Source organism: Nitrospira sp. Kam-Ns4a (assembly GCF_965152595.1).
This window is the reverse complement of record NZ_OZ224218.1, coordinates 231,911-253,458: the sequence shown is the minus strand read 5'-3', so window position 1 is coordinate 253,458 and position 21,548 is coordinate 231,911. Positions and strand designations below refer to the sequence as shown.

Below are 21,548 nucleotides of genomic sequence, written 5' to 3'. Positions count from 1 at the left end.
CCCTTTCCTGCTCAGACGGCCGGACGCTGCGTCCGGCCGCTACCCGGTCTGCCCTCCGGCCGCCCGCAGGGTGCGGGGAGAGGCCTTTGGTCAGGCGAGCCGGGCCTCGACCGTGGGCACCACCGCAAGCTGCCCGTCCTTGATGTCCACCGTCGCAGTCTCGCCGTCCCGGAGCTCGCCTTTGACCAGGAGGCGGGCGATCGGCGTTTCGATCTCCTGCTGGATCAGCCGCTTCAAGGGCCGCGCCCCATAGACGGGGTCGTATCCCCGCTCGGCCAGGTAGGCGACCGCCGCCGGCGTGAGCACCAGCGGAATCCGGCGCTCCGCCAGCCGCTCGCGCAAGCGCGCGAGCTGGATCGTGACGATCTCTGCCAAGTGCTGGGCCGTGAGCGGGTGGAAGACGACCGTCTCGTCCACCCGGTTGAGAAACTCGGGCCGGAAGTGCCGCCGCAGCTCCTTCAGCACCAGGCTGCGCACCTGCTCGTAGGGCACGCCCCGTTGCTGGGCCTCCAGGATGTCCTGGCTGCCGAGATTCGAGGTCATGATCAGCACCGTGTTCTTGAAGTCCACGGTCCGGCCCTGGGAATCCGTCAGGCGCCCGTCGTCGAGCACCTGGAGCAGCACGTTGAAGACCTCGTGGTGCGCCTTCTCGATCTCGTCGAAGAGGATCACCGCGAAGGGCCGGCGGCGCACGGCCTCCGTGAGCTGGCCCCCCTCGTCGTAGCCGATGTAGCCGGGCGGGGCCCCGATCAGCCGCGCGACCGTGTGCTTCTCCATGTACTCGGACATGTCAATCCGCACCAGGTTGGCCTCGTCGTCGAAAAGCGTTGCCGCCAGCGCGCGGGCCAGCTCGGTCTTCCCCACGCCGGTCGGGCCGAGAAAGAGGAACGACCCGATCGGCCGGTTGGGGTCCTTGATCCCGGAACGGGCGCGCAGGACCGCATCGGCGACGGCGCGGACGGCCTCGTCCTGCCCGACGACCCGGCGGTGGAGCAACTCTTCGAGCCGGAGGAGCTTCTCCATTTCGCCTTCCATCAGGCGGCTGACCGGGATGCCGGTCCAGCGGCTGACCACCTGCGCGATGTCCTCCTCGTCCACCTCTTCCTTGAGCAGCCGGCTCTCGCCCTGCTGCTTGACGAGCTGCTGTTCCTCTGCGGCGAGCTCCCGCTCCAGCTTCGGCAGCTCGCCGTAGCGCAGCTCCGCGAGCCGGTTCAGGTCGTAGGCGCGTTCCGCCTGCTGGATGCGCTGCTTGACCTCCTCGATCTGTTGCCGGATCTTCCGCAGGCGCCCCACCGAGGCCTTCTCCGCCTCCCAACGGGCCTTGAGCGCGGCTAGCTCCTGACTCTTCTCCGCCAGTTCGCGCTCGATCGTCTCGAGGCGGGCGCGGCTGCCCGGGTCGGTCTCCTTCCGGAGCGCCTCGCGCTCGATCTCGAGCTGCATGACCTTGCGCGAGACCTCGTCCAGCTCGGCCGGCAGGCTGTCAATCTCGGTGCGGAGTCGCGCGGCGGCTTCGTCCACGAGGTCAATCGCCTTGTCAGGCAGGAACCGGTCGGTGATGTACCGGTTCGAGAGCTTGGCCGCGGCGACCAGCGCTGCGTCCTTGATCCGCACGCCGTGGTGCACTTCGTAACGCTCGCGGAGCCCGCGCAGGATCGAGATCGTGTCCTCGACCCCCGGTTGGTCCACGAACACGGGCTGGAAGCGCCGCTCGAGCGCGGCGTCCTTCTCGACGTGCTTGCGGTATTCGTCCAGCGTGGTGGCGCCGATCAGGTGCAGCTCGCCGCGGGCCAGCATCGGCTTGAGCAGGTTGGCGGCGTCCACCGCGCCTTCGGCGGCGCCCGCGCCAACGACCGTGTGCAGCTCGTCAATGAACAGGAGGATCTGGCCTTGCGCTGCCTGGATCTCCTTGAGGACGGCCTTGAGCCGCTCCTCGAACTCGCCCCGGTACTTGGCGCCGGCGACGAGCGCGCCCATGTCGAGGACGACGAGCCGCTTCTGCTTGAGCCCCTCGGGCACGTCCCCCTTGACGATCCGCTGGGCGAGCCCCTCGACGATGGCGGTCTTGCCGACGCCGGGCTCGCCGATGAGCACCGGGTTGTTCTTCGTCCGTCGGGACAGGATCTGGATGACCCGCCGGATCTCCTCGTCCCGGCCGATGACGGGGTCGAGCTTGCCCTGTGCCGCAAGCTTGGTCAGGTCCCGCCCGTATTTCTCCAGCGCCTGGTAGGTGCCCTCCGGATCCTGGCTGGTCACCCGTTGGCTGCCGCGGACTTGCTGGAGTGCCGCGAGGAGGCGGTCGCGGGTCAGCCCGAGCCGGCGGAAGACGCCGCCCTCCTCGACCATCGCGAGGAGCACGTGCTCCACGCTCAGATACTCGTCCCGGAGCCCCTGCCTCTCGGTGTCGGCGCGGCTCAGGAGGGTCGCCAGGCGGCTGGTGAGGTGAAGCTGGCCGGGCGCGGCACCGGGCCCCTGCACTTGCGGCAGTTTGGCGAGCGCCTGCTCGGCCGCGGCGCGCACGGCCGGGACGGCCAGGCCGGCGTGTTCCAACAGCGGGACAGTCATCCCATCCGGCTGCTCCAGCAACGCCAGCAGCAGGTGCTCGACATCAATGCCCTGATGGCTCCGGCGCAGGGCGTGGGCAGAGGCCGCCTGGAGGGCCTCCTGCAGCTTGATCGTCATCCGGTTCATGTCCATTGCGAACGTCTCCCTTCCGGCTGGCGTTCGTGGTCTCTCCCGAAATAATCACGGGAGGGGGGAAGTCAACCAAGCCGCTCGAACTGCGCAAGATCGCTCAGGTTCGCATGCGCATGCGCTGACGTCGCACGGGGCTCGGCTAGGGGAATCCCTTAATCCTGCGGAGTTTCGGCGGAAGGTGCGGACCCATCGTCCCCCACCGCGCTTTCCAGGCGGCGGAGCCGGCGCTCGATGCGCCGCAGGCGCCACTGCGTCAGCGCCTGCATCGCCAGCAGGATCACGACCAGCAGGACGAGGAGCGCCAGGCTGCCGGCCCACTCATGGGGCAGCAAGGACAGGACGCCTGCCTCGCCGGCATGGCCAGCGAGGGCCGGGGAGACAGGCATGGGACCTCCAGCTTGGCCACATCGTCGGGGAGCGTCTTCCTTATAGAGGGAGGGCAGGGGCCGGTCAAGCCGAAAACGGCCCGCCGGCGTCCCTTGACCGGAGGGGAGCGTCCAGACTATTGTCGGGCGAATCATGGATCTCCCTCGTGCCAGCGAGCCTCGGCCCTTTGCCGTCGTGACCGGCGCGTCCCGCGGCATCGGCGCGGCCTACGCGCGCGCCCTGGCGGCGAGGGGTTACGACCTCCTCCTGGTCTCGCGGAATCGGGCGCGGTTGAACCAGGTTGCTGCCGAGTGCGCCGCTGGGGCGGGTGACGTGGCCTGCGAAGTCATGGACCTGGCCGAGCCCGAGGCGGCCCACCGGCTGTACGCCGCGGCCAGGGCGCGCCGCCCGGTCGTGGACTTGCTCGTCAACAACGCGGGATTCGGCGCCTTTGGGGCCTTCGTTGCCATGCCGATGCGGCAAGTGCAGGAGATGCTTCGCTTGCACGTGAACACGGTCGTCGAGAGCATCCGGTTGTTCCTGCCTGGGATGATCGAGCGAGGCTCGGGGGCGATCGTGACAGTCGCCTCGGTCGCCGGTTTCTTTCCGGTGCCCTATATGGCCGAGTACGCGGCGACCAAGACTTTTCTCATCACGTTCTGTGAGGCGCTAGCCGAGGAGGTGCGGGGGACCGGCGTGCGGATTCAGGTCTGCTGCCCCGGCGCGACGGAGACCGAGTTCCACGCGACCGCGGGCTTTCGACCCAGGAGCCCGCTCGGCGCCGACTCGGCCGAACGGGTTGTGGCGGAGTCGCTGGCGCAGCTCGCGCAGGGCCCTGTAGTCGCCACGATCGGCTGGCGGGGACAGGTGCTGGCGCTCGTGAGCCGGTGCGTCCCTCACGCCGTCGTCATCCGCCTGGCCCGGCGCTGGACCAAGCCGCCCGCCGCGCTTCCCCAATCGGCCCGGCCCCCGCACGCCTCATGATCTCCGACCTCTTGCGCGCCACGCTGGCCCTGTACCAAGGGGCGCTCCGCTCGACGGTCCGATCGCTCGCCAGGGGGTGGATGATCGCCGTCGCGGTGGTGGTGTTTGCCGCCCTCATGGTCGCGGCGACGGCCCTCGCGGCGCCGCTGGGACTGCTCGGCGGGTTCATCCTCGGCGCGGTCAACGCGCTCCTGATCGGCGCGACGCTGTACCTGATCGAGCAGGCCGTCTGCGGCGCTCGTCGGCTCACCCTGGAGGACCTCCGGACGAGCTTCGGCCACTATTTCTGGGAGGTCATCGGCGTCGGCTTTGTCCTGTGGATTCCGATGATGGTGCTGGACCGAGCCGTCGCGGCCAACCCGAACGGCGCCTTGATCGCCGCGGCGATCTACCTGCTGCTGTTCATCCTGCTCAATCCCGCGCCCGAGGTCATCTATCAGGTCCGGCCGGGCTCGCCGCTCGATGTGATCCGCGAGAGCTACGAGTTCGTGATGGACAACTGGATCGAGTGGTTCCTGCCGCTGGCGGTCGTCGTGGCGCCCCTCGGCCTCTCGTTCTTCTTCGGGATGACCGGACGGCTCGGGCGGGGAGCGGGGTTGGACTTCTACCAAGTCCTGATCCTGCCGTTCACCCTGCTGGACGCCTGGCTGGGGCAGCTCGGTGTGCCGCCGAGCCTCGGCTCGATCCTGCTGATGGTGCTCACGCCGCTGGCCGCGGTCGCCATGCTGGTCTTCCGCGGGCACCTCTTCGCGGCGCTCCACGGGACATCCCGTCGCCAGCGGCTGTTCCAGGCGCGGTTCGGGGACTAGCGCGTCAGATCTCGGCGATAGGCGCGCTGGCCTCCCCCTCGCAGACGATGCAGGTACGGCCGGGGACTCCCTCGGTGGGAAAGGCGGGGCCGAGCGCATACTTGCTGTCGAGCGCGACGATTTCCCTGCCCTGGTACGTCCACAGCCGGCGGCAGACCAGGCAGCAATACCACTGGTTGTACATGGGCCAATCGCGGTCTCGGGTCGCCATGTCGGGGAGTGTGGTTCCGGTGCAGCAGCCCGATCGGAGCCCCGGGGTTACTGCGAGATCATACAAAAACGGCTCGGAGACCTCAAGGCAGGCCCGGGCTAGAGCGCGGCCATGATGAGGGTCTCCAGCACCTGGACCGCCTCGTGCTCGATCACTTCCTCGACGACCGCATGCTCGATCCGCTGGATCGTGCTCTCCCCGGCCGGCGTGTGCCCCGTTTGGGCTTCTTGGGCCGGCCGCCCTTCCAGCTCCGCGCAGGCCTCCTCGTACAGCTCCGTGAGCTGGCGGCCGAGACCGGCGGCAAGGCCCGCGACGACGGCATAGGCCACGATCCCTGCCTTGATCGTTTGCTTGGCCAGGAAGCGCCCCGCCGCCGCTGTGCCCTCCACGAGGGCAGGCCCGGCGACCACCACCGCAGCACCGACCACGGCTCCCCCGATCACCTTCTCCATGGCTCCCCCGTTTGTGTGTCCGGTTGCCCGCTTATGAGGCGCCACGTTAGGGCAAACCTGCGCCGATTGCAAGGGCCCGCGGCTCAGTCAATCGGGCTCTTGCCGAAGATCCACTCGATGACCTCGCATTCCCGGCAGGGCGCGAGCAGGTCTTTCAGTCCCTTGGCTGTGCAGGTCTCAAGGTCGGCGGCCGGGACCTTTTGCTTCGCCTCGGGGACGAACTCGCCGGAGAAGGCCTTGATTTTGACGATCTTGATCTTCCCGCTCTGCAGGAGCCGGATGAAGGTGGTCACCTCCTCGATCGTGTCAGCATCCCACAACACGCGCTCGATGTGGTTCTTGGGGCGGATGAGCGGGACACGGACCGTGTAGTAGCCCGCCTCGCTGTGGAGCGCGATTTCGTCGAGCAGGAGATCGGAGGCGGGGATCGCCGCGAGCGGGAGTCCGCTAATGATCTTTTCGGCGCAGAGCCGCGCCACCTCCTCCTCGCCTTCCATAGCGAAGGTCCGGTCGAACCGCGAGGCCGCGCCCGGCGGCCGACTCGGCGCCCGCGGCTTCTCCATCGGAGGAGCCGCTGTCACCGAGACCCAGGTGACGAGCAGACAGCAGAGCATCAGTCCGGCGAGCCATCCTCGTGCCATAGTGCTCTCCTTACGCGTGTGTGTCATACCGGCAGAAAGTAGAACGCATAGGCCAGGATCATGTACACCCCGAGCAGCATAGCCCCCTCCATCCAATGGGATTCGCCGTCGGCGGTGACGCTCCCGACGATCAGCACCGCGATCCCGACGGCCGCGACCTCGAAGGGGGTGAACAGGAGATCCAGCGGCTTCCCCAGGGCGTAGCTGACGAAGACCAGCATTGGGGCGACGAACAGCGCGACCTGGATGCTGGCGCTGACCGCGACGCCGAACGTCAGGTCCATCTTGTCCTTGAGGGCGAAGCGGACCGCGTTGGCCATTTCCGCCGCGTTCCCGACCAGGGCCAGCAGGATCACGCCCGCGAAGATCGGCGTGAGCCCCAGGCTCTGCGCCGCCGGCTCGATGGATCCCACCAACGTCTCGCTCATCACCGCGATCGCGACCGTGACGAGGGCGAGGATGCCGATCGAGCCAGGCTTGCTCCAGGCTGGGGGCTCGTCGGACTCGGAGTCGGGCCCGGCGGCCGGCTCGGTGAACAGGCTCCGGTTTGTCTTGAGCGTGAAGACCAGGCTCAGCAGATAGATCGCGAAGAGGACGACAGCAATCTCGAAGCTCAGCTCGCGCTCCTGCCGGATCGAGGTCAGGTGGAACAGGGCCGGCACGATCAGGGCGATGGCGGCCAGGAGGAGAAGCCCGGCGCTCATGCTCGCCGCGGTCCGGTTAAACGTCTGGCGGCTGTGCCGGAGGCCCCCCGCCGTCATCGAAAGCCCGAGGGTCAGCAAAATGTTGCCCAGGATCGAGCCGGTGATCGAGGCCTTGACCACGTCGTGGAGGCCCTCCTTCAAGGCGAAGATGGCGATGATCAGCTCCGGGGCGTTGCCGAGGGAGGCGTTCATGAGCCCGCCCAGGGTCTCGCCGACGTAGGCAGCCAGGCTCTCCGTGGCGCGGCCCATCAGACCGGCGAGCGGTACGATGCCGAGCGCAGAGGCGGCGAAGACGAGGATGGGATGCGCCCCCGCCCAGTCGAGCGCGAGGGCGATCGGAATGAAGGCGAGCAGGACGTTCAGCCCCATGATCGGCGATCCAGGCAGCGAGCCCGCGTACCCTAGCAAAGCCGGTTCGGTTTGTCACCAGCGGAGTTCATCGGAGAAGCTCCTACAGCCCGTGTGGGCCGTACACCGCCAGCTCGCGCTTGACGAGGCGCTCCATCGTAAGCCCCTGCACCACGAGTGAGAAGACGACCACCGCATAGGTGATCGCCAGGATGACCCCGCGCTCCTGCCCGAGCGGGATCGAGAGCGCGAGCGCGACGGAGACACCGCCGCGCAGCCCGCCCCAGGTGAGAATCCGGACGGCGCCGGGGCTGAACCGCAGCGCCGGCGGGACGAGCAGGCCCGGTCCGCCGATGGACAGGAAACGGGCGAAGAGCACGACCGGGATCACGAGGATGCTGGCGAGCAGGTACTCGACCGTGAAAGTCAGGACGAGCACCTCAAGCCCGATCAGGACGAACAGCACCGCGTTGAGGACCTGGTCCACCAGCTCCCAGAACACGTCCAGCGAGCTGCGGGTCTCTCGGGGGATCGCGGGCCGGTGGCCGAAGTTCCCGATGACGAGCCCTGCCACCACGACCGTGATGGGGCCGGAGCAGCGCAGGGGGTCGGCCAGCGCGTAACCCCCCGTCGCGACGGCCAAGGTGATCAGCACGCCCAGCTCCTCATTGTGGAGGTTCCGGAGCATCTGGTTGGCCAGGGCGCCCAGGCCGAGCCCGAGGAGGAATCCCCCGACGGACTCCTGGAGGAAGAGCAGGCCGACCTGGCCCGCGCCGAGCTTCTCGGATCCGGTCAGGAAGCCCAGGATGACCAGAAAGGCCACGACCGCGACGCCGTCGTTGAACAGGGATTCCCCCGCGATCCGCATCTCGAGGGTCTTGGGAACCCGCGCGCGCTTGAGCACGCCCATAACCGCGATGGCGTCGGTCGGGGAGATCAGCGCGCCGAACAGGAGGCAGTGCAGGTAGGAGAGCCGGAGCTTCGTCCAGCCGAGGACCCACCACATCAACGTCCCCGCCACGAGCGTGGAGACGAGCACGCCCACTGTCGCGAGGAACCCGACGCTCCACTTGCGCTCGACCAGGTCGTGGATGTTGATGTGCAGCGCCCCGGCGAAGAGCAAAAAGCTCAGCATCCCGTGTAGGACCGTCTCGTTGAAGTCAATCCGCCGCAGCCAGACCTCGACGGCCCGTTCTTCCAGCAGGAGCCCGAGCGGCTCCATGAGGTTCAGCAGGAGCGAGAAGCCCAGCGCGATCAGCATGACACCGATCGTGATCGGCAGGCCGATGTACCGGTCGTTGACGTAGGTGCAGAGCGCCGTCAACGTGATGAGGATCGCGAGAACATCGAAGAGGTCCATGCCGGTCACCGTCGGGTCAGGCCATCTCCCGGGGCCGGAGCCCCGGATCGGGCGGACTGGCCAGCGGGCCATCGTAGGCGATTTCACGCTTGCGGGCAAGTTCGTACTGCACCGCGGCAGCCCCGGGCGCGAGAAACCCATATCCCTTCGCGGCGGATTTCGGTACAATCGGCCCCATGGTGGCGGACGGGGTATGACGCGGGTCATCGCGATCACCAACCAGAAGGGCGGGAGCGGCAAGACGACGACCGCGGTCAACCTGGCCGCGGCGCTCGGCGAGCAGGGCCGGCGGGTGCTTCTGGTGGACCTGGACCCGCAGGCCTCGGCGACGGCCTGGTATGGGGTGAAGGACGGCGGGCGGGGCCTCTTCGCGGTGTTCGCGGACGGCGGCAAGCTGCTCGACCTGGTCCAGCCGACCGGCACCGGGGGGGTCGAGCTGATTCCTTCCTCCGGCTGGCTCGTCGGCGTTGAGAAAGCGCTGGCGGCCGAGGTCGGGGCGGAGACGATCCTGCGTCAGCAACTCGCCGGCGTGGCAGGGCACTGGGACTACGTGCTCCTGGACTGCCCGCCGGCCCTCGGCATCCTGACCATCAACGCGCTCGCGGCGGCGCGGGAGGTCCTGGTGACCGTGGAGGCGCACGTGCTGGCGCTCGCCGGCCTCGCCAAGCTGCTCCAGACAATCGGCCTGACCCGCGAGCGGCTCAACGCGCACTTGGAGGTGACGGGCATCCTGCCCTGCCGGGTGGACCTCCGCACTCGCCACTCGCAGGAGGTCGTGGACGAGCTGCGCGGCCGGTTCGGCGGCCTGGTCTATCGGTCGGTGATCCGCGAGAACGTCCGGCTGGCGGAATGCCCGTCGTTCGGGCAGCCGGTCACGCTCTATGATCCACGATCCACGCAGCCACGGCGCGGAGGACTACCGGGCCCTGGCGCAGGAAGTAGTCGGCCAGGAAGGGCAGGGATGAGTCCAGTCCGGGGCCTGCAGCCCGTGCTGCCGGAGGCCGTCGAGGCCCCTCACCCGACCCAAGGAGTCTGAGTCATGGCGAAGCGACGGACGATCGGCGACAATCCGCTGGATGCGATCCTGCCCGAGGTAGCGGGCCCGGTGGGCACCGGACGGGAACAGTCGCCGAATCCGGAGCCTGTTCGCTCGAGCGGCCGGGCACGGAAGCGGGCACCGGCAAGCAGGCCATCCGGGCAGGCCGACCCGGCTCCCGGGGCATCGCCTGCCCGGGACACAATAGATCAGGCGGGGCGGGCGCGGCTCGCTGACAAGCCCCCGAGCGCTCGTGTCGGGCGCGCCAAAGGCGTGGGGCGTGGAAGGGACGCCGCGGCGCGCGGCCAGGAGGACGCCCAGGCCGGGGGGACGCCGACTGCGGTCCCGCCGGCCTCGGCGGATCTCCTCCCGCGTCTCGAGCGGCTCGAGCAGGAAAACCAATGCCTGCGGTGGCTGATCGGCGCGGCGCTCGCGCCGCTGGCCTTGATCGCGATCCTCGCCTGATCCGTCCGTTACACGGCCAGCCAGGCGAAGACCGACCCCACGAAGGACATCAAGATAGCCGCCACGATCGCGACGGCGAAGACCCGCAACATGGATGAGCGCGCGGCAGGCTGCTGCATCACAATTCGCCTCCCTTCTCCGTCTGGTTCTGGACCTGGGGCTGAGCCGGCTGACCCGCCGGGTGCTGCGGGACCTTCTCCCCGTGCAGGAAGGGGAAGTGGGCTTGGATATTCTCCCCGCTCGGCTTCTTGACGATGATCGTGTGGCCGTGGTGGAGGTGCTCTTCGAGCCAGATGAGCACTTTCAGGGCTTTCAGGACGACCTCGCCGCGGGTGGCCGCCTTCAGCCGATGCTGCAGCGTGTGGAGCTGCGCGAGGATCTTGTCGGAAAAGTCGAACTGGATCCGGTGCAGCCTGCGAGGCTCGTGGGAGCCATGGTGATGGCCCTCTGAGGTCACCGGCATCACCTCCTCTTCATGGCCGCTCGGGCCTGGCTAGGCCGACTCGGGCAGGGCGAAGCTTGCGGCGGGAGCCGGCCGCTCGTCCTCGCTCTCCACCACCAGCTCGCTTGCGGTGACGTCGACAGTCTCCCGGTCCTGCCACTCGAGCTGGGGCGAGCGATCTGGCCGCCCGTCCAGCAGCGGCCGCAGTCCGTTCAGGGTCGCGATGATCGCCGAGCCGTTGCTCAGGAGCGTCGAGCCGATAGGGCCCAGCAGCCCGATGCAGGCGAAGCCGAGTGCGATGGTGTTGGGGATCGAGATGATCTTCCAGTTCTGCCGGATCAGCCCGACGGCTTCCCGGCTGATGTCAATGGCCAGCGGGATCTTCCAGAGCCCGCCGTGGAGGAGGACGACCGGGGCCGTCTCCTTGGCCACGTCGGTCCCGCCCTGGACGGCGATCCCGACGTCCGCATGGGCGAGGGCGGGGGAGTCGTTGATCCCGTCCCCGACGACAGCGACCTTACGTCCCTGGCCCTGCAGGCGCTGCACGACCTGCGCCTTCTCGCTGGGGAAGGCCTCGGCGATGAAGTCTGCGACCCCGAGCTGGTCGGCGACCCGCTTGGCGACGGCCCGGTGGTCCCCCGTGAGGAGCACGATCTCCTGGATCCCGCGCTCCCGCAGGGCCTGGATCACCTGCGGCGCCTCGGGCCTCAGGGGATCGGCGTAGGAGAGCACGCCGATGATCTCCCCGTCCACCGCGACGCAGAGCGGGGAGACGGCCTGCCGCTCGATCTCGCGGAGGTCGCGCTGGATCTTCCGGGAGAGCGCGATGCTGTGCTTGGTCATGAACCGGCGGCTCCCGACGAGGACCGTCGCGCCGTTCACCACCGACTCGACGCCAAGGCCGAGGGTGTACTCGGAGGAGGCCCGCTCGGGGATCCTCAGGCCCCAGGCTTCCGCGGCGCGGACGATCGCGTTCGCTACCGGATGCGTGAACCGCTGCTCCGCGGCGGCGGCGAGGGCCAGCACCTCCTCCCTGGTCCAAGTTCCGTAGGCATGCACGTCCAGGACGTCGGGGTGCCCGGACGTGAGCGTGCCAGTCTTGTCGAAGACGATCGCGTCCACCTCAGCCAGGTTTTCCAGGTGACGGCCCCCCTTGATCAGGATGCCGTGGCGGATCGCTTTGGTCATCGAAGACAAAACGACTGTGGGGGCGGCGATCCGGATGCCGGTCCCGTAGTCAATGATGAGCACGGCCGCGGCGCCCTGCGCCTCGCCGCCGATCACGGCGGCGGCCCCGGCGGCCAGGAAGCTGTAGGGCACGAGGTCGTTCGCCCACTTGACCGCGTAGTTCTGGATCTTGGTCTCCCGCGCGGGTGCCTCCTCGACCAGCCGGACGATGCGCGCGGCCTCGGTTTCCTGCCCGATCCGCTCCGCCAGGATGTACAGCTTGCCCTCGCGGACGACGGTCGAGGCATAGACCGGGTCGCCCTTGCTCTTCGCCACGGGGAGCGATTCGCCAGTCAGGCTCGCCTGGTCCACCATCGCCTTGCCGGAGGCGACGGTGCCGTCCACAGCGATGCGCTCGCCAGGGTACACGACGACGGTCTCGCCGACCTCCAGCGCCGCGACGGGCACCCGGAGCTTCTTCCCGTCTCGGACTACCCAGGCTTCCTGGTGCTGGAAGGCCAGGACCTCCTCGATAGCCCGCTTCGACTGCATCATCGTGGCGTCCCGGATGTAGTCCGCCACGTTGATCAGCCAGACCATGAACGTCGCCATCGGGAGGTTCCCTTGGACCGTCAGCAGCGCCGTCGCCGAGGCGTCGAGCACGTCCACGTTCAGCTTGCCGTCATCGGCCAGCGAGTGGTAGGCGCGCGACAGCATGGGGATGGCGCTGGCGAGGAGCAAGACGGGCATGAGCGGAGCGGCGAGCGGCTCCGCCGCGAACCAGAGCGCGATCGCGGTGCTCGAATACCACAGCTCGGGACCGGCTCCCGACTCCGCGACGGGCTGCGTCTGCCCGTTCGAGGGACTCTTGCGGCGGGAAGCCTCCACGTCCTCGTGCCGGAGCGCCCGGACGAACCGGCAGAGCGACTCGGCGGTCCACCGGGCGGGATCGAATGCCACCGTCACGCTGTCGCACCAGGTGTTGACGCCGACGTCGGTCACGCCAGGCTGGTCCCGAAGGTACTGCTCGAGCGGCGCGGCGAGGTGGGGCCGCTCGGTCAGGGCTGGCACGCGGAGGCGGACCCGCCCTGGAATGTGGTGGACGATCTCCGTGCGCTCCAGCGTCGTCCCTGGCGCCGGCGGCGCCACCGCCTCGCCGTCGCCGTTGACAGAGAGGGCGAGCGCGCTGTCGCCGGTGGCCTTCAGGAGGGCCTGGAGCTGCCGAGGATCGAGGTCAGCGGGCGAGATCTCCAGGACCCGCGCCACCGACAGGTGGAAGTCGAGCGAGGCGGCCTGGCAGCAGTCGTACTGAATGAGGACGCTGCCGGTCTCGGGGTTGGTCTCGACGGAGTCGATGCCCGCGAGGGCGGGCAACTCGCGCTGGATCGTCTCGGCGAACGAAGGGTCCTGCCGGAGCCGATCGAGCTTGAGCCGCACGCGGCCGGGAATGGCGTGGACGAGACAAACCCCTGCTTGGCTCATGAGTGCTCCTCTTGGCGAAGAGTAACGAGCAATGGCGGCGCGGCTACCCGGTCCGACGCGGGACCGAGGTTGTCTCGTTACCGGCTCGGCTGGTGAGAAGAGAATGGCGAATGATCCGAAGACCAGAGAGCCCGTCGCGAACGGCGAGGATCGCGCCCGTTTCTTTCCGGCAGCCCACCCGAAAATGACGTCCGCCGCGAGATGAGCGCCGCCCGCGGCGGAGCGGCATCGCACCTTATTTGCCGCCCCCGTCTCCCTTGGCGCCGTTGTCCGAGGGCGCTGGCTTGTTGATCTCTGCCTTCGCTTCCGCGACGAGGTCGCTGAACTGCTCGCTGGTCTCCGCAATGAGGCCGGACACCGCGTTGTAGACGATGAGGCCGCCCTTGATGACTTCCTTCGCTAAGGGGCGGAGCGCCGAGGCGATCCCCGGGACGATGCTCGGGGCGACCATCGCGACCGCCGCGCCGATCACTGCCCCTCCGACTACGGTCTCCATGGTATCCTCCTGTCTAGGTTGTCGCACTTAACCTCTATGATGGCGCGTCCCGTTGCTTGTAACACAACGCGCCGTTGGAAGCAAGCAGCGGGTTCGGCCGGCACAGAGCCGCTCCAGCAATGCCCGTTTCTTGCTCGTGAACTCCTCCTCGGTGATCACGTTTTGGTCGCGCAGTCGCTTGAGGGCCTGCCGCCGTTCCTCGATGGACTGGCTCGGCGGCTCGTTTGGCCGGCCCTGGTCCGCGGCCGCGGGCTTGGCTGTTCGGGGATCCGGCTCGCCCACCAGCAGCGGCCGGTAAGCGATCACCAGCTCCGGCACTGTCGGGAGGAGCAGCGCCTACGCCGGCCCCTCCCGCTGGATGGCCTGCTGATGCGAGCCCGGACCAGCTCGTAGAACGGCCCGCTGTTGGGATGCAGGGGCTCGCGCGCGAGCAGCTCGCGGACGGACCGATTGCTGATGCGCTGCGGTAGTTGGCGAGAACCAGGGGCGGAAGGCCGGCTCCACCCGACGACCCCGATCCGGTGGCCGGTCACAATCCCGTACCCGCCGAAGGACTGGGTGACGTGGCCGTAACGTGTCTGGTGGGTTCGGCGCCGCCGGCCCGGCATGGAGACGGTTGCCAGATCGGTGCCGTATCGCGGTTGAAATGACGCGTCGTTTCCTCTATTATTGTGGGCGCTCCATGACCAGCCTGCTCGATCGCCCGCGAGTTCCGGCTCTCCTGCTGCCATCGGCGTCGCGCTCGTTTGCCGGCGCGTCCTCGGCTGGTCAGTCCTCCCAGGCGGCCGGCACGTGAGCGGAGCACGGCGCCAGCTCAAGGTCCAGGGGCGAAGGGCGTTGCTCCTGGCCGCGCTCGCCCTGATCGTGCCGATCGTGGCTCCGGCCCGGGCCGGGGATTCCGCCCCGCCGCCTCGGGTCGTCGAGCTTGAGGACGAATCCATCACGGGCGGCGCGAAGGCGGTCCTCGAGGACGCGCGCGCACTCGCGACCTCGCCGGTCCGGATGGACCGGTATGACGCGCTCACGCTCGGGGGCGGGTTGGCTGTCGTAGGCGGCCTGATTGCCGCTGACAACCCGATCCGTCGGCTGGTCCGGCGCAACAGCTCGCCGGGCAGCCGGGACGCCTTCGACGGCCTGGACAACGCGCTCGGTCCGGCCGCGCTTGCCGGACTCAACGCCGGGGTCGTCGCGGTCGGGCTAGGGGTCGAGGAGTTCGGGGGGACGAACAAGCTCAAGCGCACGGGGCTGATCGGCCTGGAGGCGGAGGCCTTCGCGGTGGTCGCCGCGACGGCGCTCAAGTTCGTCACCGGGCGGGCACGGCCCGAGGCGAACCAAGGAGCGACCCACTTCCGGCCGTTCAGCGGCACCGGCAGCTCGATGGCCTCCAACCACGCCGCTGCGAGCTTCGCCGTCGCGACGGTGTTCGCGGAACGCTATCCCGGCCCCGTCGCCTGGACCGCCTACACGCTCGCGACCGCCGTCTCGTTCGCGCGCATCTATAGAGACCAGCACTGGTCGTCCGATGTGGTGGCTGGCGCGCTGATCGGCTGGGGCATGGGCTACTTCCTCAGCAAGCGGCACGAGGACGACGAGGGCGGCTGGCAGCTCCGGCCGATCGCCATGGAGCGGGGCCTCGGCGGCGGGGTGATGCTCGGCAAGCGGTTCTAGCCCCCTGACTGGACCATCGGCCCGCAGAGGCAGGCGACCGTGGCGCCGGGTGGGGAAGCGGTCACGGTCGTGATTGCGGAGAGCGGGTTCGGAACGACGCCCAGCCTGCAGCACATCCTCGTGGGCTCGTCCTCAAGCGGTAGTTGTCCTCGTCCACGCGGGCGACGACCCGGGTGGTGCCATCCTTGAATTTACACGCTACGCCTGGGCTAGGGATGTATCGACGTCCACGGGGCGGCATCATAGCACAGAAGGGCCGCTAGGTCGAATCTCCTACGACCTTCTGCCCTGACCGGGGGCGGGGCGTGCACCTACCGCTGCCAGTCCGGCCACCGCGAGGGCACCGAAGGGCTCCCGCGCAGCGGGGACGGCGGCGCCAGGATGAGGGGCGGCGCGGGTGCAACCGTCGCCGGGGGCGGAGCTTGCGTCGGCGGGCTCGGGAATGTGAGGATCGTCCCGCTGTGCTGCCGCCCGCCTGGCTGCGAGAAGTTGTAGAACCCGATGTTCTCACCCCCCGAGCGCAGGATCGTTCCTGTCGTCCCGTCGCTTCCGAAGAAGAACGAGGTCGAGCCGTCTCCCGGGGTGATGATCGTCCCGGTGCCGCCCTGGGAATCGAAGATGAAGCTTGTCTCCGCCAATGCCGGGCTGGCCGCCAGGATCAGACTGCCTGCCAAAGCCCGGATTGCCAACATGGTGCACCTCCGAGCCATACCCTCGCCTTTCCAGGGAGAGGGGAGGGTTCCTCACCTCTGTCAGTTATGTTACCACCGTTCGGTGACAGACGAGGGGGCAGGCCGGGCAGTCAGCCAAAGGCGTGCGGTGCTAAGGGGCCGAGGGGAAACTGGAGCTGGCGAGAGGAATCGAACCTCCAACCGGCGGTTTACAAAACCGCTGCTCTGCCGATTGAGCTACGCCAGCGCGCTATGTTTTCAATAACTTAGCCGATCGGTCTGTGGGTTGTCCAGTGAAGTGTTCACCAAATGTTCACCGTGCGGCGAGTGTTGTTGGTTATGGTAGGCGAGCAGCCGCCGGCCCGCTTCCAGCAGGTCTTGTTGGCTCACGATGTGGTACCGCCGATACACAGAATCGGTTTTGTGGCCGGAGATGGCCATGGCCACTTTGCGCGGCACGCCGGCCGCTTCCATGCGGGACACCGCCGTGCGGCGAAAATCGTGCAAGAGCGGGCCGCGATAGCGCCGCAGACTCACGTCGGGCGCCTCCGGGCGCTCAAAGCGCCCGACGCCCGCTTTCACACAGGCAGTATACCAGCTGTTCCGGATGCTTGTCAGCCGTTTGCCCTGGCGATGACAGACCCAGGGGGTCTTGAACGCCTCGCTCGCCTGTTTCCACGCCCAGAGCGTCTCATACAGATCCCCCCCGAGAAAGGCGCGCCGGGCCTCCTTGGTTTTGGTGTCAGCGGCCTCGAGCTGGATCTCGACAAGACGTTGGGTGTGATCGAAGCGGACCTGCCGCCAAGTAAGGGCGAGGGTTTCGCCGAGCCGCGTGCCGAGCCAGAACATGATGGTGACGGGGATGCGGGCGTGGGGTGGGAGCAAGGCGCGGACGCGGACAAAGTCTTCCCAGGTCCAGAAGCCGCTGCGCGGAGGCGCTTCGGCCAGCTTGGTCCATGGCGGCAGGCGCGTGACGAGCGGCGGCTGGGCGCGCAGGGCGAGCCGATAGCCGCGGAGCAGAAAGGCCATGCGGCGGTTCACGCGCGCCGGACTCAAGCCCGCCCGCCGCCACTCGGTCGCCCAGCGCTGCAATTGGTCTCCGGTGATCGCCTCCGCCCGCTGCGTGCCAGCCAGCCGGTCCCAGAACGCCTGCAACTGGAGCGCGCTCTTGAGCGACTTGTAGTTGTTGTTGCGATAATCGGTCACCACCAGGGCCGTCAACACAGACACCGGAGTCTCGGGGCGCGTCGGCGTGAGACCGAATTGCGCCTCCAGCGCACGGGCGCGCAGCTGCGCGAGCACCCGTTCGGCTTGCTCGCGCGTGCCATGAATAATCCGCCGGAGGTTCGGCTTGCCTCGGCCCTGATGCCAGGTGATCCGGTAGCGTTTTTCGCCCAGTCGGGTGATAGTGCCGCCGCGCGGCGAGCGGGCGCGCGTCATGAGCCCTCCGTGCCCGCAGCGTCAGCCGGTGGGGCAGCCCGGACGACCCGATGCCGCTGTTCGTAGGCTTCGACCGCGGCCAGGGGGATCAGCCACGGCGCTTTGGGCCCACTGCCCACCTTGAAGGCTTCCGGGATGCCGTCTGGGGCTGGTTGGCCGAGGATCGCACGGCGCAGGAAATCGGGATGTTTCTGCCAGCGCATGGCCAAGTCCGCGACCGTTAAATGGGGCTGCACCGCCGGGACCGACGGGGCCCCGAGCGGTGCGCCGGCCCGGCGACCAGGGGTACGGCTCACCCGCCGGGGGCGGCGGGATGGCGGGGATACGATCGGCTCCGTTCTCATCATCATCGACCTCCTATGATGCTCCCGTCTTCTTGATCACGCCTGATTGGGCGTAACCGGATCGGCGCGGCTCTGCACAGATCTCATCTGGTATTTTCTGTCCGACCATCGTCTGATCAAGCCGCCGGCTCCCCATTCCCGCACCTCCCCGTTGCAACCCAATCGTCACGGGAGCGCGCCGTCAGATGTCGTGGGTATCCGATCGGACGCGTAGCGGTCCGTATAACTAATATCTATCAATTCTATAGTCATCAGAGGATTGATCACTGTGAGACATGATGGGTTGATACGGGGATGTCCAGGCGAAGGCCGTGCTCGAGCCAGTCGCGCAACAGCGCCAGTCGGGCCTGGAGCTCGTCCAGCGTGGCGTCCTGGAGCGCATGCCCGAAGCGGGCGATGAGTTCGGCATGAATGACGCGGGGTGCGAGGCCGGTCCGCCAGGCCACCCGCCCGACCAGGCGGTGATGGAGCCGGCGGAGCGCCGCTTTCTGCGCATAGCGGGCGGGGCTGGCAGCTGAATCGGACGGGGTGCTGCCCCCCGCCGTGGCCGGAACGAGACCGGGAGAGGACAGAGGCGGCGGGGCTGGCGGAGAGGCCGTCAGCAGCAAGGTGCCGTCGGCCCAGGCGGTGCCGGCGAGGGCTTGGAAGGGTCGGGGCCGCCGCGGCATCGCCGACTCGTCCGCCGGCTGGTCCACCGCGTCGGCTGGCCGGAACTCGGGCAAGGCATGCTGGCGCTCGGTCCGCAGCGCCCGCGCATGCGCCACCAGCACCGGATCGCGCGGCAGATACACCCATGCTCCGCGTGGCCCCCCGGGCTGCACGCGCACGAAGCGGCCACAGAACTGGCGAAAGTACAGCTCGGTCTGAATCGTGGTGGCATACACCCCCACGGCCAAGCGCGGCAAATCGACCCCCTCGCTCACCATGTTGACGGCGACCAGCCAGGGGGTGTCAGCCTGGGCGAATGCCCGGAGGGTCGCCTGCGCCGTGGGATCATCGGAGATGGCGACCGGGACGGGTGCACCGGTGAGCGTCGCGAGATGAGACGCCAGGGTCTGCGCGTGGGCCTGCGAGCGGGCAACGACGAGCCCCCCAGCGTCAGGCACAGCCTGGCGCACCCGCTCGAGCTGGTGATGAGCGGCGCGGAGGACGGCGGTGATCCAGGTGGGCGCTTCCACCGCCGCCCGGAGCCGCTGACGGCGCCGGGCCTCCGCCGCCGGCTCGCTCAGCATCGCCGTCTGAGCCTGATCACCGATCTGCCAGGTGACCCGCCCGGCGTAGACCTGAAAGGCCAAAGGCCGGACGATGCCGTCGCGCAAGGCCGCGGCATACCCGTACTGGAAGTCCGGCTGGCTGACCCCATCCCGGTAGCGCACGTAGGGAATGCGAGCCGCGTCGGACCGGAAGGGCGTCCCGGAGAGGGCCAGGCGGTGACGAGCCGATCCGACGGCCATAGTCAAGGCGGTCCCCCACGTCAGCTGGTCGCCAGCATGGTGGATTTCATCCAGGACGACGCCGGCGGGCTGCGCGCGACAGCAGGCGGCGATCCACTCAGGCGCCTGGGCCAGCTGCTGATACGTGATGACCGCGCCCTGGACATCGGGGGCGAGCACGGCGCCGGTAGGCCACGTGGGGTCCAGGTGCAGGCCACGCGCGGCAGCCGCGTCCGCCCACTGCCGGCGCAGATGGGTCGTCGGACAGACGATCAGCACCCAGGCGACCCGGCCGGTTGACAGCCAGGCACGGGCGAGGTCCACCGCAACCACGGTTTTGCCAGCCCCAGGCGTCGCCTCCAGCAGCCAGTCGGCCGGCCACCGGGCGACATAGTGCGCGATGGCGCGCCGCTGCCAGTCCCGCAGCGGCCGTGCCAGAGAATTCTTCATAGCACAGACAGGTTGTCCGTCCCGTAGACGGCATCAGCCGTCGAACACTCCTGCTGAGATATTCTGCCCGGTCCCTGGGCGGCGAGGGTCGAGTCGGCCGGGACACTCCATCCCACACACTCGTTCCTCTGTCTGACACGTGCCCTTCGGAGACACGGTGCCCTGTCTGAACGCATGGCCTCAGCACAGACGACTGACCTGACCGAAGACAACCGCCAGAAAGGAGGGTCGGATGTTAGCTGAACTCCTGCACAAAATCGCCGCCATGGAAGCGGCCGAGCGCGAGGTGGCCTATCGGCCCCGGCCGTCGAGCGCCGGACCGGAGGACTGCCTGCGCAAACTCGTCTATTTCGCGCGGGGCACCCCGCGCGAACCGCTCCTGGACCGGCTGGCGATGGTCCTGGACGATTCCTCGGTCCACGAGGAGCTCACGGCGAAATGGATCGAGCAGAGCGGCTTTACGCTGCACGATCGCCAGATGCGGGTGGAGATCGCCACCGTCACGCATCAAGGCCGGCCCTTCACGCTGGCTGGCTCGATTGACGGGCTGGTGACGGATTTCGGCGGCCACACCTGGCTGTGGGAGCACAAGGCGCTCGCTACCTATTCCTGGGAACGGTACTGGGAAGGCGCGTGGCCGCTCAACTACTTCACCCAGTGCGCCCTGTATCTCACCGGCCTGCAGCGCGCCGGCTGGACGGCCGTCACTGAGGCGCTGCTGCTCATGAAGAACAAAAACACTGCGGATTATCTGGAGTTTCGGCTCGCGTATGACCCCGACGGCGACGAGCTCCGGGTGCTGGAACGGATCAAGGGGAGCACCGGCGAGCGCGTCGACCTGACCGGGCGGCCGGATGCGGTCTTCCGACAGGTCCGAGCCCAGGCCATCGCCCGGTGTGACGCCGTGGAGGCGCATTGGGCGGCCGGGACGCTCCCGGAACGGCCGTATGTCGAGCCGCAGTCGTTTCCCTGCGGCTACTGCCCGTACCGGCAGCGCTGCTGGCAGAACTGGACCCCCCAAGCCTTGGACCAGCGGATCACGCTCTCCCCTGAGGACGCGGTGCTCGTCGCCGAATACCAGGCGTTGAGCGAGGAGCTGCGGCCCAAGTACCGCCGTAAGGAGGAGCTGGCCGACCAGCTCAAGCTGCTCCTCAAAGCGAACGGCGCGCGTGAGGCCGTCACGGACACGGTGTTGCTCCGGTTGGAGCAGCGCACGCAGCGGCGGCTCGAGCCGGACCTGATCCCGGCGGAGATCCGCGAAGCGGCCACCCGGCCCATCGAGCAGGAGTACCTGAAAGTCCTCCCGCTGCGTCCACGATGAACACCCGACCATCACACGAACCATGAACACAAGCCCGAGAACAAGGAGCGCAAGGAAGGAGGAACCCCCATGCAGACCTTTACCTCTATTAAGGGCCTCTCCGAGCGGAGGCGGCTTCCCCGGCTGGGCAAGATCCGGTTGGGCGTCAAGGTCTTGGCCAAGCACGGCCAGACCTATCCGGCCGAAGTCGACTATTTCGTCGTCCCGCCGGAAGTCGCCAAGGTCTATGGGCCGAAGCCCAAGGCCTTGGACGTCATGTTCCCAGTCCAGAATCGGAGCATAATTTTCCCACAGGCCCTCAAGTGGTACGGCTCGGGGCGGGGCCTGAAGTGCATCGGGGACGGCGAGCGGGCCATGCGCCTGAACGAACAGACGGGCGCCATGGAACCCATGGATTGTCCGTGCCCATTGCTGGAGCAGGGGCAATGCAGCCGGCGCGCCCACCTGATGGTCATTCTGCCCAAGGTGAATTATGGCGGGGTGTAGAGCCTGTTGCTCAAACTCATGATCGAGCCCTCTGGTCACCAGACATTGATTCGCTTCGCTCCCATGTGGGCTTCTCGC

At 68.3% G+C, this 21,548-nt stretch carries 22 protein-coding genes and 1 tRNA gene; 7 read left to right on the top strand and 16 right to left on the bottom strand.

The window, feature by feature from the left end; genetic code table 11:
• Positions 1 to 90: 90 nt before the first annotated feature.
• Both clpB and ACWHYQ_RS01250 read right to left on the bottom strand, forming a co-directional pair.
• Positions 91 to 2,694: an ATP-dependent chaperone ClpB gene (gene clpB, locus ACWHYQ_RS01255; protein ID WP_447973962.1), complete on the bottom strand. Its 2,604-nt coding sequence runs from the start codon at positions 2,692 to 2,694 to the stop codon at positions 91 to 93.
• 152 nt (positions 2,695 to 2,846) lie between these two features.
• Positions 2,847 to 3,080 (bottom strand): hypothetical protein, encoded by a 234-nt coding sequence (locus tag ACWHYQ_RS01250; protein ID WP_447973961.1) that lies wholly within the window; start codon positions 3,078 to 3,080, stop codon positions 2,847 to 2,849.
• Positions 3,081 to 3,213: 133 nt separating this feature from the next.
• On the opposite strand from ACWHYQ_RS01250, the gene ACWHYQ_RS01245 reads away from it, so the two are divergent.
• Together ACWHYQ_RS01245 and ACWHYQ_RS01240 are read left to right on the top strand one after the other, a co-directional pair.
• Positions 3,214 to 4,044, top strand: coding sequence for an SDR family NAD(P)-dependent oxidoreductase (locus ACWHYQ_RS01245; protein ID WP_447973960.1), 831 nt, complete (start codon positions 3,214 to 3,216; stop codon positions 4,042 to 4,044).
• Complete coding sequence (locus ACWHYQ_RS01240) at positions 4,041 to 4,853, top strand: hypothetical protein (protein WP_447973959.1); 813 nt, start codon at positions 4,041 to 4,043, stop codon at positions 4,851 to 4,853. Before ACWHYQ_RS01245 ends, ACWHYQ_RS01240 begins: the two co-directional genes overlap by 4 nt.
• Positions 4,854 to 4,857: 4 nt before the next feature.
• Here the strand turns inward: ACWHYQ_RS01240 and ACWHYQ_RS01235 are convergent, their stop codons facing one another.
• The 5 genes from ACWHYQ_RS01235 to ACWHYQ_RS01215 all read right to left on the bottom strand — a co-directional run bounded on the left by ACWHYQ_RS01235 (position 4,858) and on the right by ACWHYQ_RS01215 (position 8,569).
• Positions 4,858 to 5,064, bottom strand: coding sequence for a hypothetical protein (locus ACWHYQ_RS01235; protein WP_447973958.1), 207 nt, complete (start codon positions 5,062 to 5,064; stop codon positions 4,858 to 4,860).
• A 98-nt stretch (positions 5,065 to 5,162) separates the two neighbouring features.
• The gene (locus ACWHYQ_RS01230; protein ID WP_447973957.1) at positions 5,163 to 5,516 is read right to left on the bottom strand and encodes a hypothetical protein; all 354 of its coding nucleotides are present in this window, start codon (positions 5,514 to 5,516) and stop codon (positions 5,163 to 5,165) included.
• Between the two features lie 83 nt (positions 5,517 to 5,599).
• Positions 5,600 to 6,157, bottom strand: a complete 558-nt coding sequence (locus ACWHYQ_RS01225) for a hypothetical protein (protein ID WP_447973956.1) — start codon at positions 6,155 to 6,157, stop codon at positions 5,600 to 5,602.
• A gap of 23 nt (positions 6,158 to 6,180) precedes the next feature.
• Positions 6,181 to 7,230, bottom strand: a complete 1,050-nt coding sequence (gene cax, locus ACWHYQ_RS01220) for a calcium/proton exchanger (protein ID WP_447973955.1) — start codon at positions 7,228 to 7,230, stop codon at positions 6,181 to 6,183.
• Between the two features lie 82 nt (positions 7,231 to 7,312).
• Positions 7,313 to 8,569 (bottom strand): cation:proton antiporter, encoded by a 1,257-nt coding sequence (locus ACWHYQ_RS01215; protein ID WP_447973954.1) that lies wholly within the window; start codon positions 8,567 to 8,569, stop codon positions 7,313 to 7,315.
• A 193-nt stretch (positions 8,570 to 8,762) separates the two neighbouring features.
• On the opposite strand from ACWHYQ_RS01215, the gene ACWHYQ_RS01210 reads away from it, so the two are divergent.
• Both ACWHYQ_RS01210 and ACWHYQ_RS01205 read left to right on the top strand, forming a co-directional pair.
• Positions 8,763 to 9,605, top strand: a complete 843-nt coding sequence (locus ACWHYQ_RS01210) for a ParA family protein (protein WP_447973953.1) — start codon at positions 8,763 to 8,765, stop codon at positions 9,603 to 9,605.
• Positions 9,606 to 9,608: 3 nt separating this feature from the next.
• Complete coding sequence (locus ACWHYQ_RS01205; protein ID WP_447973952.1) at positions 9,609 to 10,070, top strand: hypothetical protein; 462 nt, start codon at positions 9,609 to 9,611, stop codon at positions 10,068 to 10,070.
• Positions 10,071 to 10,188: 118 nt separating this feature from the next.
• On the opposite strand, the gene ACWHYQ_RS01200 is transcribed toward ACWHYQ_RS01205, so the two are convergent.
• The 4 genes from ACWHYQ_RS01200 to ACWHYQ_RS01185 all read right to left on the bottom strand — a co-directional run bounded on the left by ACWHYQ_RS01200 (position 10,189) and on the right by ACWHYQ_RS01185 (position 13,963).
• The gene (locus ACWHYQ_RS01200; protein ID WP_447973951.1) at positions 10,189 to 10,533 is read right to left on the bottom strand and encodes a hypothetical protein; all 345 of its coding nucleotides are present in this window, start codon (positions 10,531 to 10,533) and stop codon (positions 10,189 to 10,191) included.
• Between the two features lie 30 nt (positions 10,534 to 10,563).
• Positions 10,564 to 13,161 (bottom strand): heavy metal translocating P-type ATPase, encoded by a 2,598-nt coding sequence (locus ACWHYQ_RS01195; RefSeq protein ID WP_447973950.1) that lies wholly within the window; start codon positions 13,159 to 13,161, stop codon positions 10,564 to 10,566.
• A gap of 235 nt (positions 13,162 to 13,396) precedes the next feature.
• Complete coding sequence (locus ACWHYQ_RS01190) at positions 13,397 to 13,657, bottom strand: DUF5132 domain-containing protein (protein WP_447973949.1); 261 nt, start codon at positions 13,655 to 13,657, stop codon at positions 13,397 to 13,399.
• A 27-nt stretch (positions 13,658 to 13,684) separates the two neighbouring features.
• On the bottom strand, positions 13,685 to 13,963 hold the full coding sequence (locus ACWHYQ_RS01185) for an SHOCT domain-containing protein (protein ID WP_447973948.1): 279 nt from the start codon (positions 13,961 to 13,963) through the stop codon (positions 13,685 to 13,687).
• 486 nt (positions 13,964 to 14,449) lie between these two features.
• Here ACWHYQ_RS01185 and ACWHYQ_RS01180 point away from each other — a divergent pair, with 486 nt between their 5' ends.
• Positions 14,450 to 15,325 (top strand): phosphatase PAP2 family protein, encoded by an 876-nt coding sequence (locus ACWHYQ_RS01180; RefSeq protein WP_447973947.1) that lies wholly within the window; start codon positions 14,450 to 14,452, stop codon positions 15,323 to 15,325.
• Between the two features lie 311 nt (positions 15,326 to 15,636).
• Here ACWHYQ_RS01180 and ACWHYQ_RS01175 read toward each other — a convergent pair whose 3' ends face one another.
• From ACWHYQ_RS01175 to ACWHYQ_RS01155, 5 genes are all read right to left on the bottom strand, one after another.
• The gene (locus ACWHYQ_RS01175; protein WP_447973946.1) at positions 15,637 to 16,017 is read right to left on the bottom strand and encodes a hypothetical protein; all 381 of its coding nucleotides are present in this window, start codon (positions 16,015 to 16,017) and stop codon (positions 15,637 to 15,639) included.
• Between the two features lie 150 nt (positions 16,018 to 16,167).
• Positions 16,168 to 16,243: transfer RNA gene (locus ACWHYQ_RS01170), tRNA-Thr, on the bottom strand.
• A gap of 11 nt (positions 16,244 to 16,254) precedes the next feature.
• Positions 16,255 to 17,436 carry a tyrosine-type recombinase/integrase gene (locus ACWHYQ_RS01165; protein ID WP_447973945.1) on the bottom strand — a complete coding sequence of 394 codons (1,182 nt, stop codon included), beginning with the start codon at positions 17,434 to 17,436 and terminating at the stop codon, positions 16,255 to 16,257.
• On the bottom strand, positions 17,433 to 17,786 hold the full coding sequence (locus ACWHYQ_RS01160) for a hypothetical protein (protein WP_447973944.1): 354 nt from the start codon (positions 17,784 to 17,786) through the stop codon (positions 17,433 to 17,435). The genes ACWHYQ_RS01165 and ACWHYQ_RS01160 overlap by 4 nt, the downstream gene beginning before the upstream one ends.
• A 257-nt stretch (positions 17,787 to 18,043) precedes the next feature.
• Positions 18,044 to 19,663, bottom strand: a complete 1,620-nt coding sequence (locus ACWHYQ_RS01155; protein WP_447973943.1) for a DEAD/DEAH box helicase — start codon at positions 19,661 to 19,663, stop codon at positions 18,044 to 18,046.
• Positions 19,664 to 19,895: 232 nt separating this feature from the next.
• Here ACWHYQ_RS01155 and ACWHYQ_RS01150 point away from each other — a divergent pair, with 232 nt between their 5' ends.
• Positions 19,896 to 20,984, top strand: coding sequence for a PD-(D/E)XK nuclease family protein (locus ACWHYQ_RS01150; protein WP_447973942.1), 1,089 nt, complete (start codon positions 19,896 to 19,898; stop codon positions 20,982 to 20,984).
• A 69-nt stretch (positions 20,985 to 21,053) separates the two neighbouring features.
• On the top strand, positions 21,054 to 21,470 hold the full coding sequence (locus ACWHYQ_RS01145) for a recombination directionality factor (RefSeq protein WP_447973941.1): 417 nt from the start codon (positions 21,054 to 21,056) through the stop codon (positions 21,468 to 21,470).
• Positions 21,471 to 21,548 lie beyond the last annotated feature (78 nt).

What these genes read in the sequence shown, in the direction of transcription:
- ACWHYQ_RS01195 (WP_447973950.1), bottom strand. Translation starts at nt 13,161, where the DNA reads ATGAGCCAAGCAGGGGTTTGTCTCGTCCACGCCATTCCCGGCCGCGTG.
- ACWHYQ_RS01150 (WP_447973942.1), top strand. Translation starts at nt 19,896, where the DNA reads ATGTTAGCTGAACTCCTGCACAAAATCGCCGCCATGGAAGCGGCCGAG.
- ACWHYQ_RS01235 (WP_447973958.1), bottom strand. Translation starts at nt 5,064, where the DNA reads ATGGCGACCCGAGACCGCGATTGGCCCATGTACAACCAGTGGTATTGC.
- ACWHYQ_RS01240 (WP_447973959.1), top strand. Translation starts at nt 4,041, where the DNA reads ATGATCTCCGACCTCTTGCGCGCCACGCTGGCCCTGTACCAAGGGGCG.
- ACWHYQ_RS01245 (WP_447973960.1), top strand. Translation starts at nt 3,214, where the DNA reads ATGGATCTCCCTCGTGCCAGCGAGCCTCGGCCCTTTGCCGTCGTGACC.
- ACWHYQ_RS01215 (WP_447973954.1), bottom strand. Translation starts at nt 8,569, where the DNA reads ATGGACCTCTTCGATGTTCTCGCGATCCTCATCACGTTGACGGCGCTC.
- ACWHYQ_RS01210 (WP_447973953.1), top strand. Translation starts at nt 8,763, where the DNA reads ATGACGCGGGTCATCGCGATCACCAACCAGAAGGGCGGGAGCGGCAAG.
- ACWHYQ_RS01155 (WP_447973943.1), bottom strand. Translation starts at nt 19,663, where the DNA reads ATGAAGAATTCTCTGGCACGGCCGCTGCGGGACTGGCAGCGGCGCGCC.
- ACWHYQ_RS01200 (WP_447973951.1), bottom strand. Translation starts at nt 10,533, where the DNA reads ATGCCGGTGACCTCAGAGGGCCATCACCATGGCTCCCACGAGCCTCGC.
- ACWHYQ_RS01250 (WP_447973961.1), bottom strand. Translation starts at nt 3,080, where the DNA reads ATGCCTGTCTCCCCGGCCCTCGCTGGCCATGCCGGCGAGGCAGGCGTC.
- ACWHYQ_RS01190 (WP_447973949.1), bottom strand. Translation starts at nt 13,657, where the DNA reads ATGGAGACCGTAGTCGGAGGGGCAGTGATCGGCGCGGCGGTCGCGATG.
- ACWHYQ_RS01175 (WP_447973946.1), bottom strand. Translation starts at nt 16,017, where the DNA reads ATGTTGGCAATCCGGGCTTTGGCAGGCAGTCTGATCCTGGCGGCCAGC.
- ACWHYQ_RS01230 (WP_447973957.1), bottom strand. Translation starts at nt 5,516, where the DNA reads ATGGAGAAGGTGATCGGGGGAGCCGTGGTCGGTGCTGCGGTGGTGGTC.
- ACWHYQ_RS01205 (WP_447973952.1), top strand. Translation starts at nt 9,609, where the DNA reads ATGGCGAAGCGACGGACGATCGGCGACAATCCGCTGGATGCGATCCTG.
- ACWHYQ_RS01225 (WP_447973956.1), bottom strand. Translation starts at nt 6,157, where the DNA reads ATGGCACGAGGATGGCTCGCCGGACTGATGCTCTGCTGTCTGCTCGTC.
- clpB (WP_447973962.1), bottom strand. Translation starts at nt 2,694, where the DNA reads ATGGACATGAACCGGATGACGATCAAGCTGCAGGAGGCCCTCCAGGCG.
- ACWHYQ_RS01160 (WP_447973944.1), bottom strand. Translation starts at nt 17,786, where the DNA reads ATGATGATGAGAACGGAGCCGATCGTATCCCCGCCATCCCGCCGCCCC.
- ACWHYQ_RS01165 (WP_447973945.1), bottom strand. Translation starts at nt 17,436, where the DNA reads ATGACGCGCGCCCGCTCGCCGCGCGGCGGCACTATCACCCGACTGGGC.
- ACWHYQ_RS01145 (WP_447973941.1), top strand. Translation starts at nt 21,054, where the DNA reads ATGCAGACCTTTACCTCTATTAAGGGCCTCTCCGAGCGGAGGCGGCTT.
- cax (WP_447973955.1), bottom strand. Translation starts at nt 7,230, where the DNA reads ATGGGGCTGAACGTCCTGCTCGCCTTCATTCCGATCGCCCTCGCGCTC.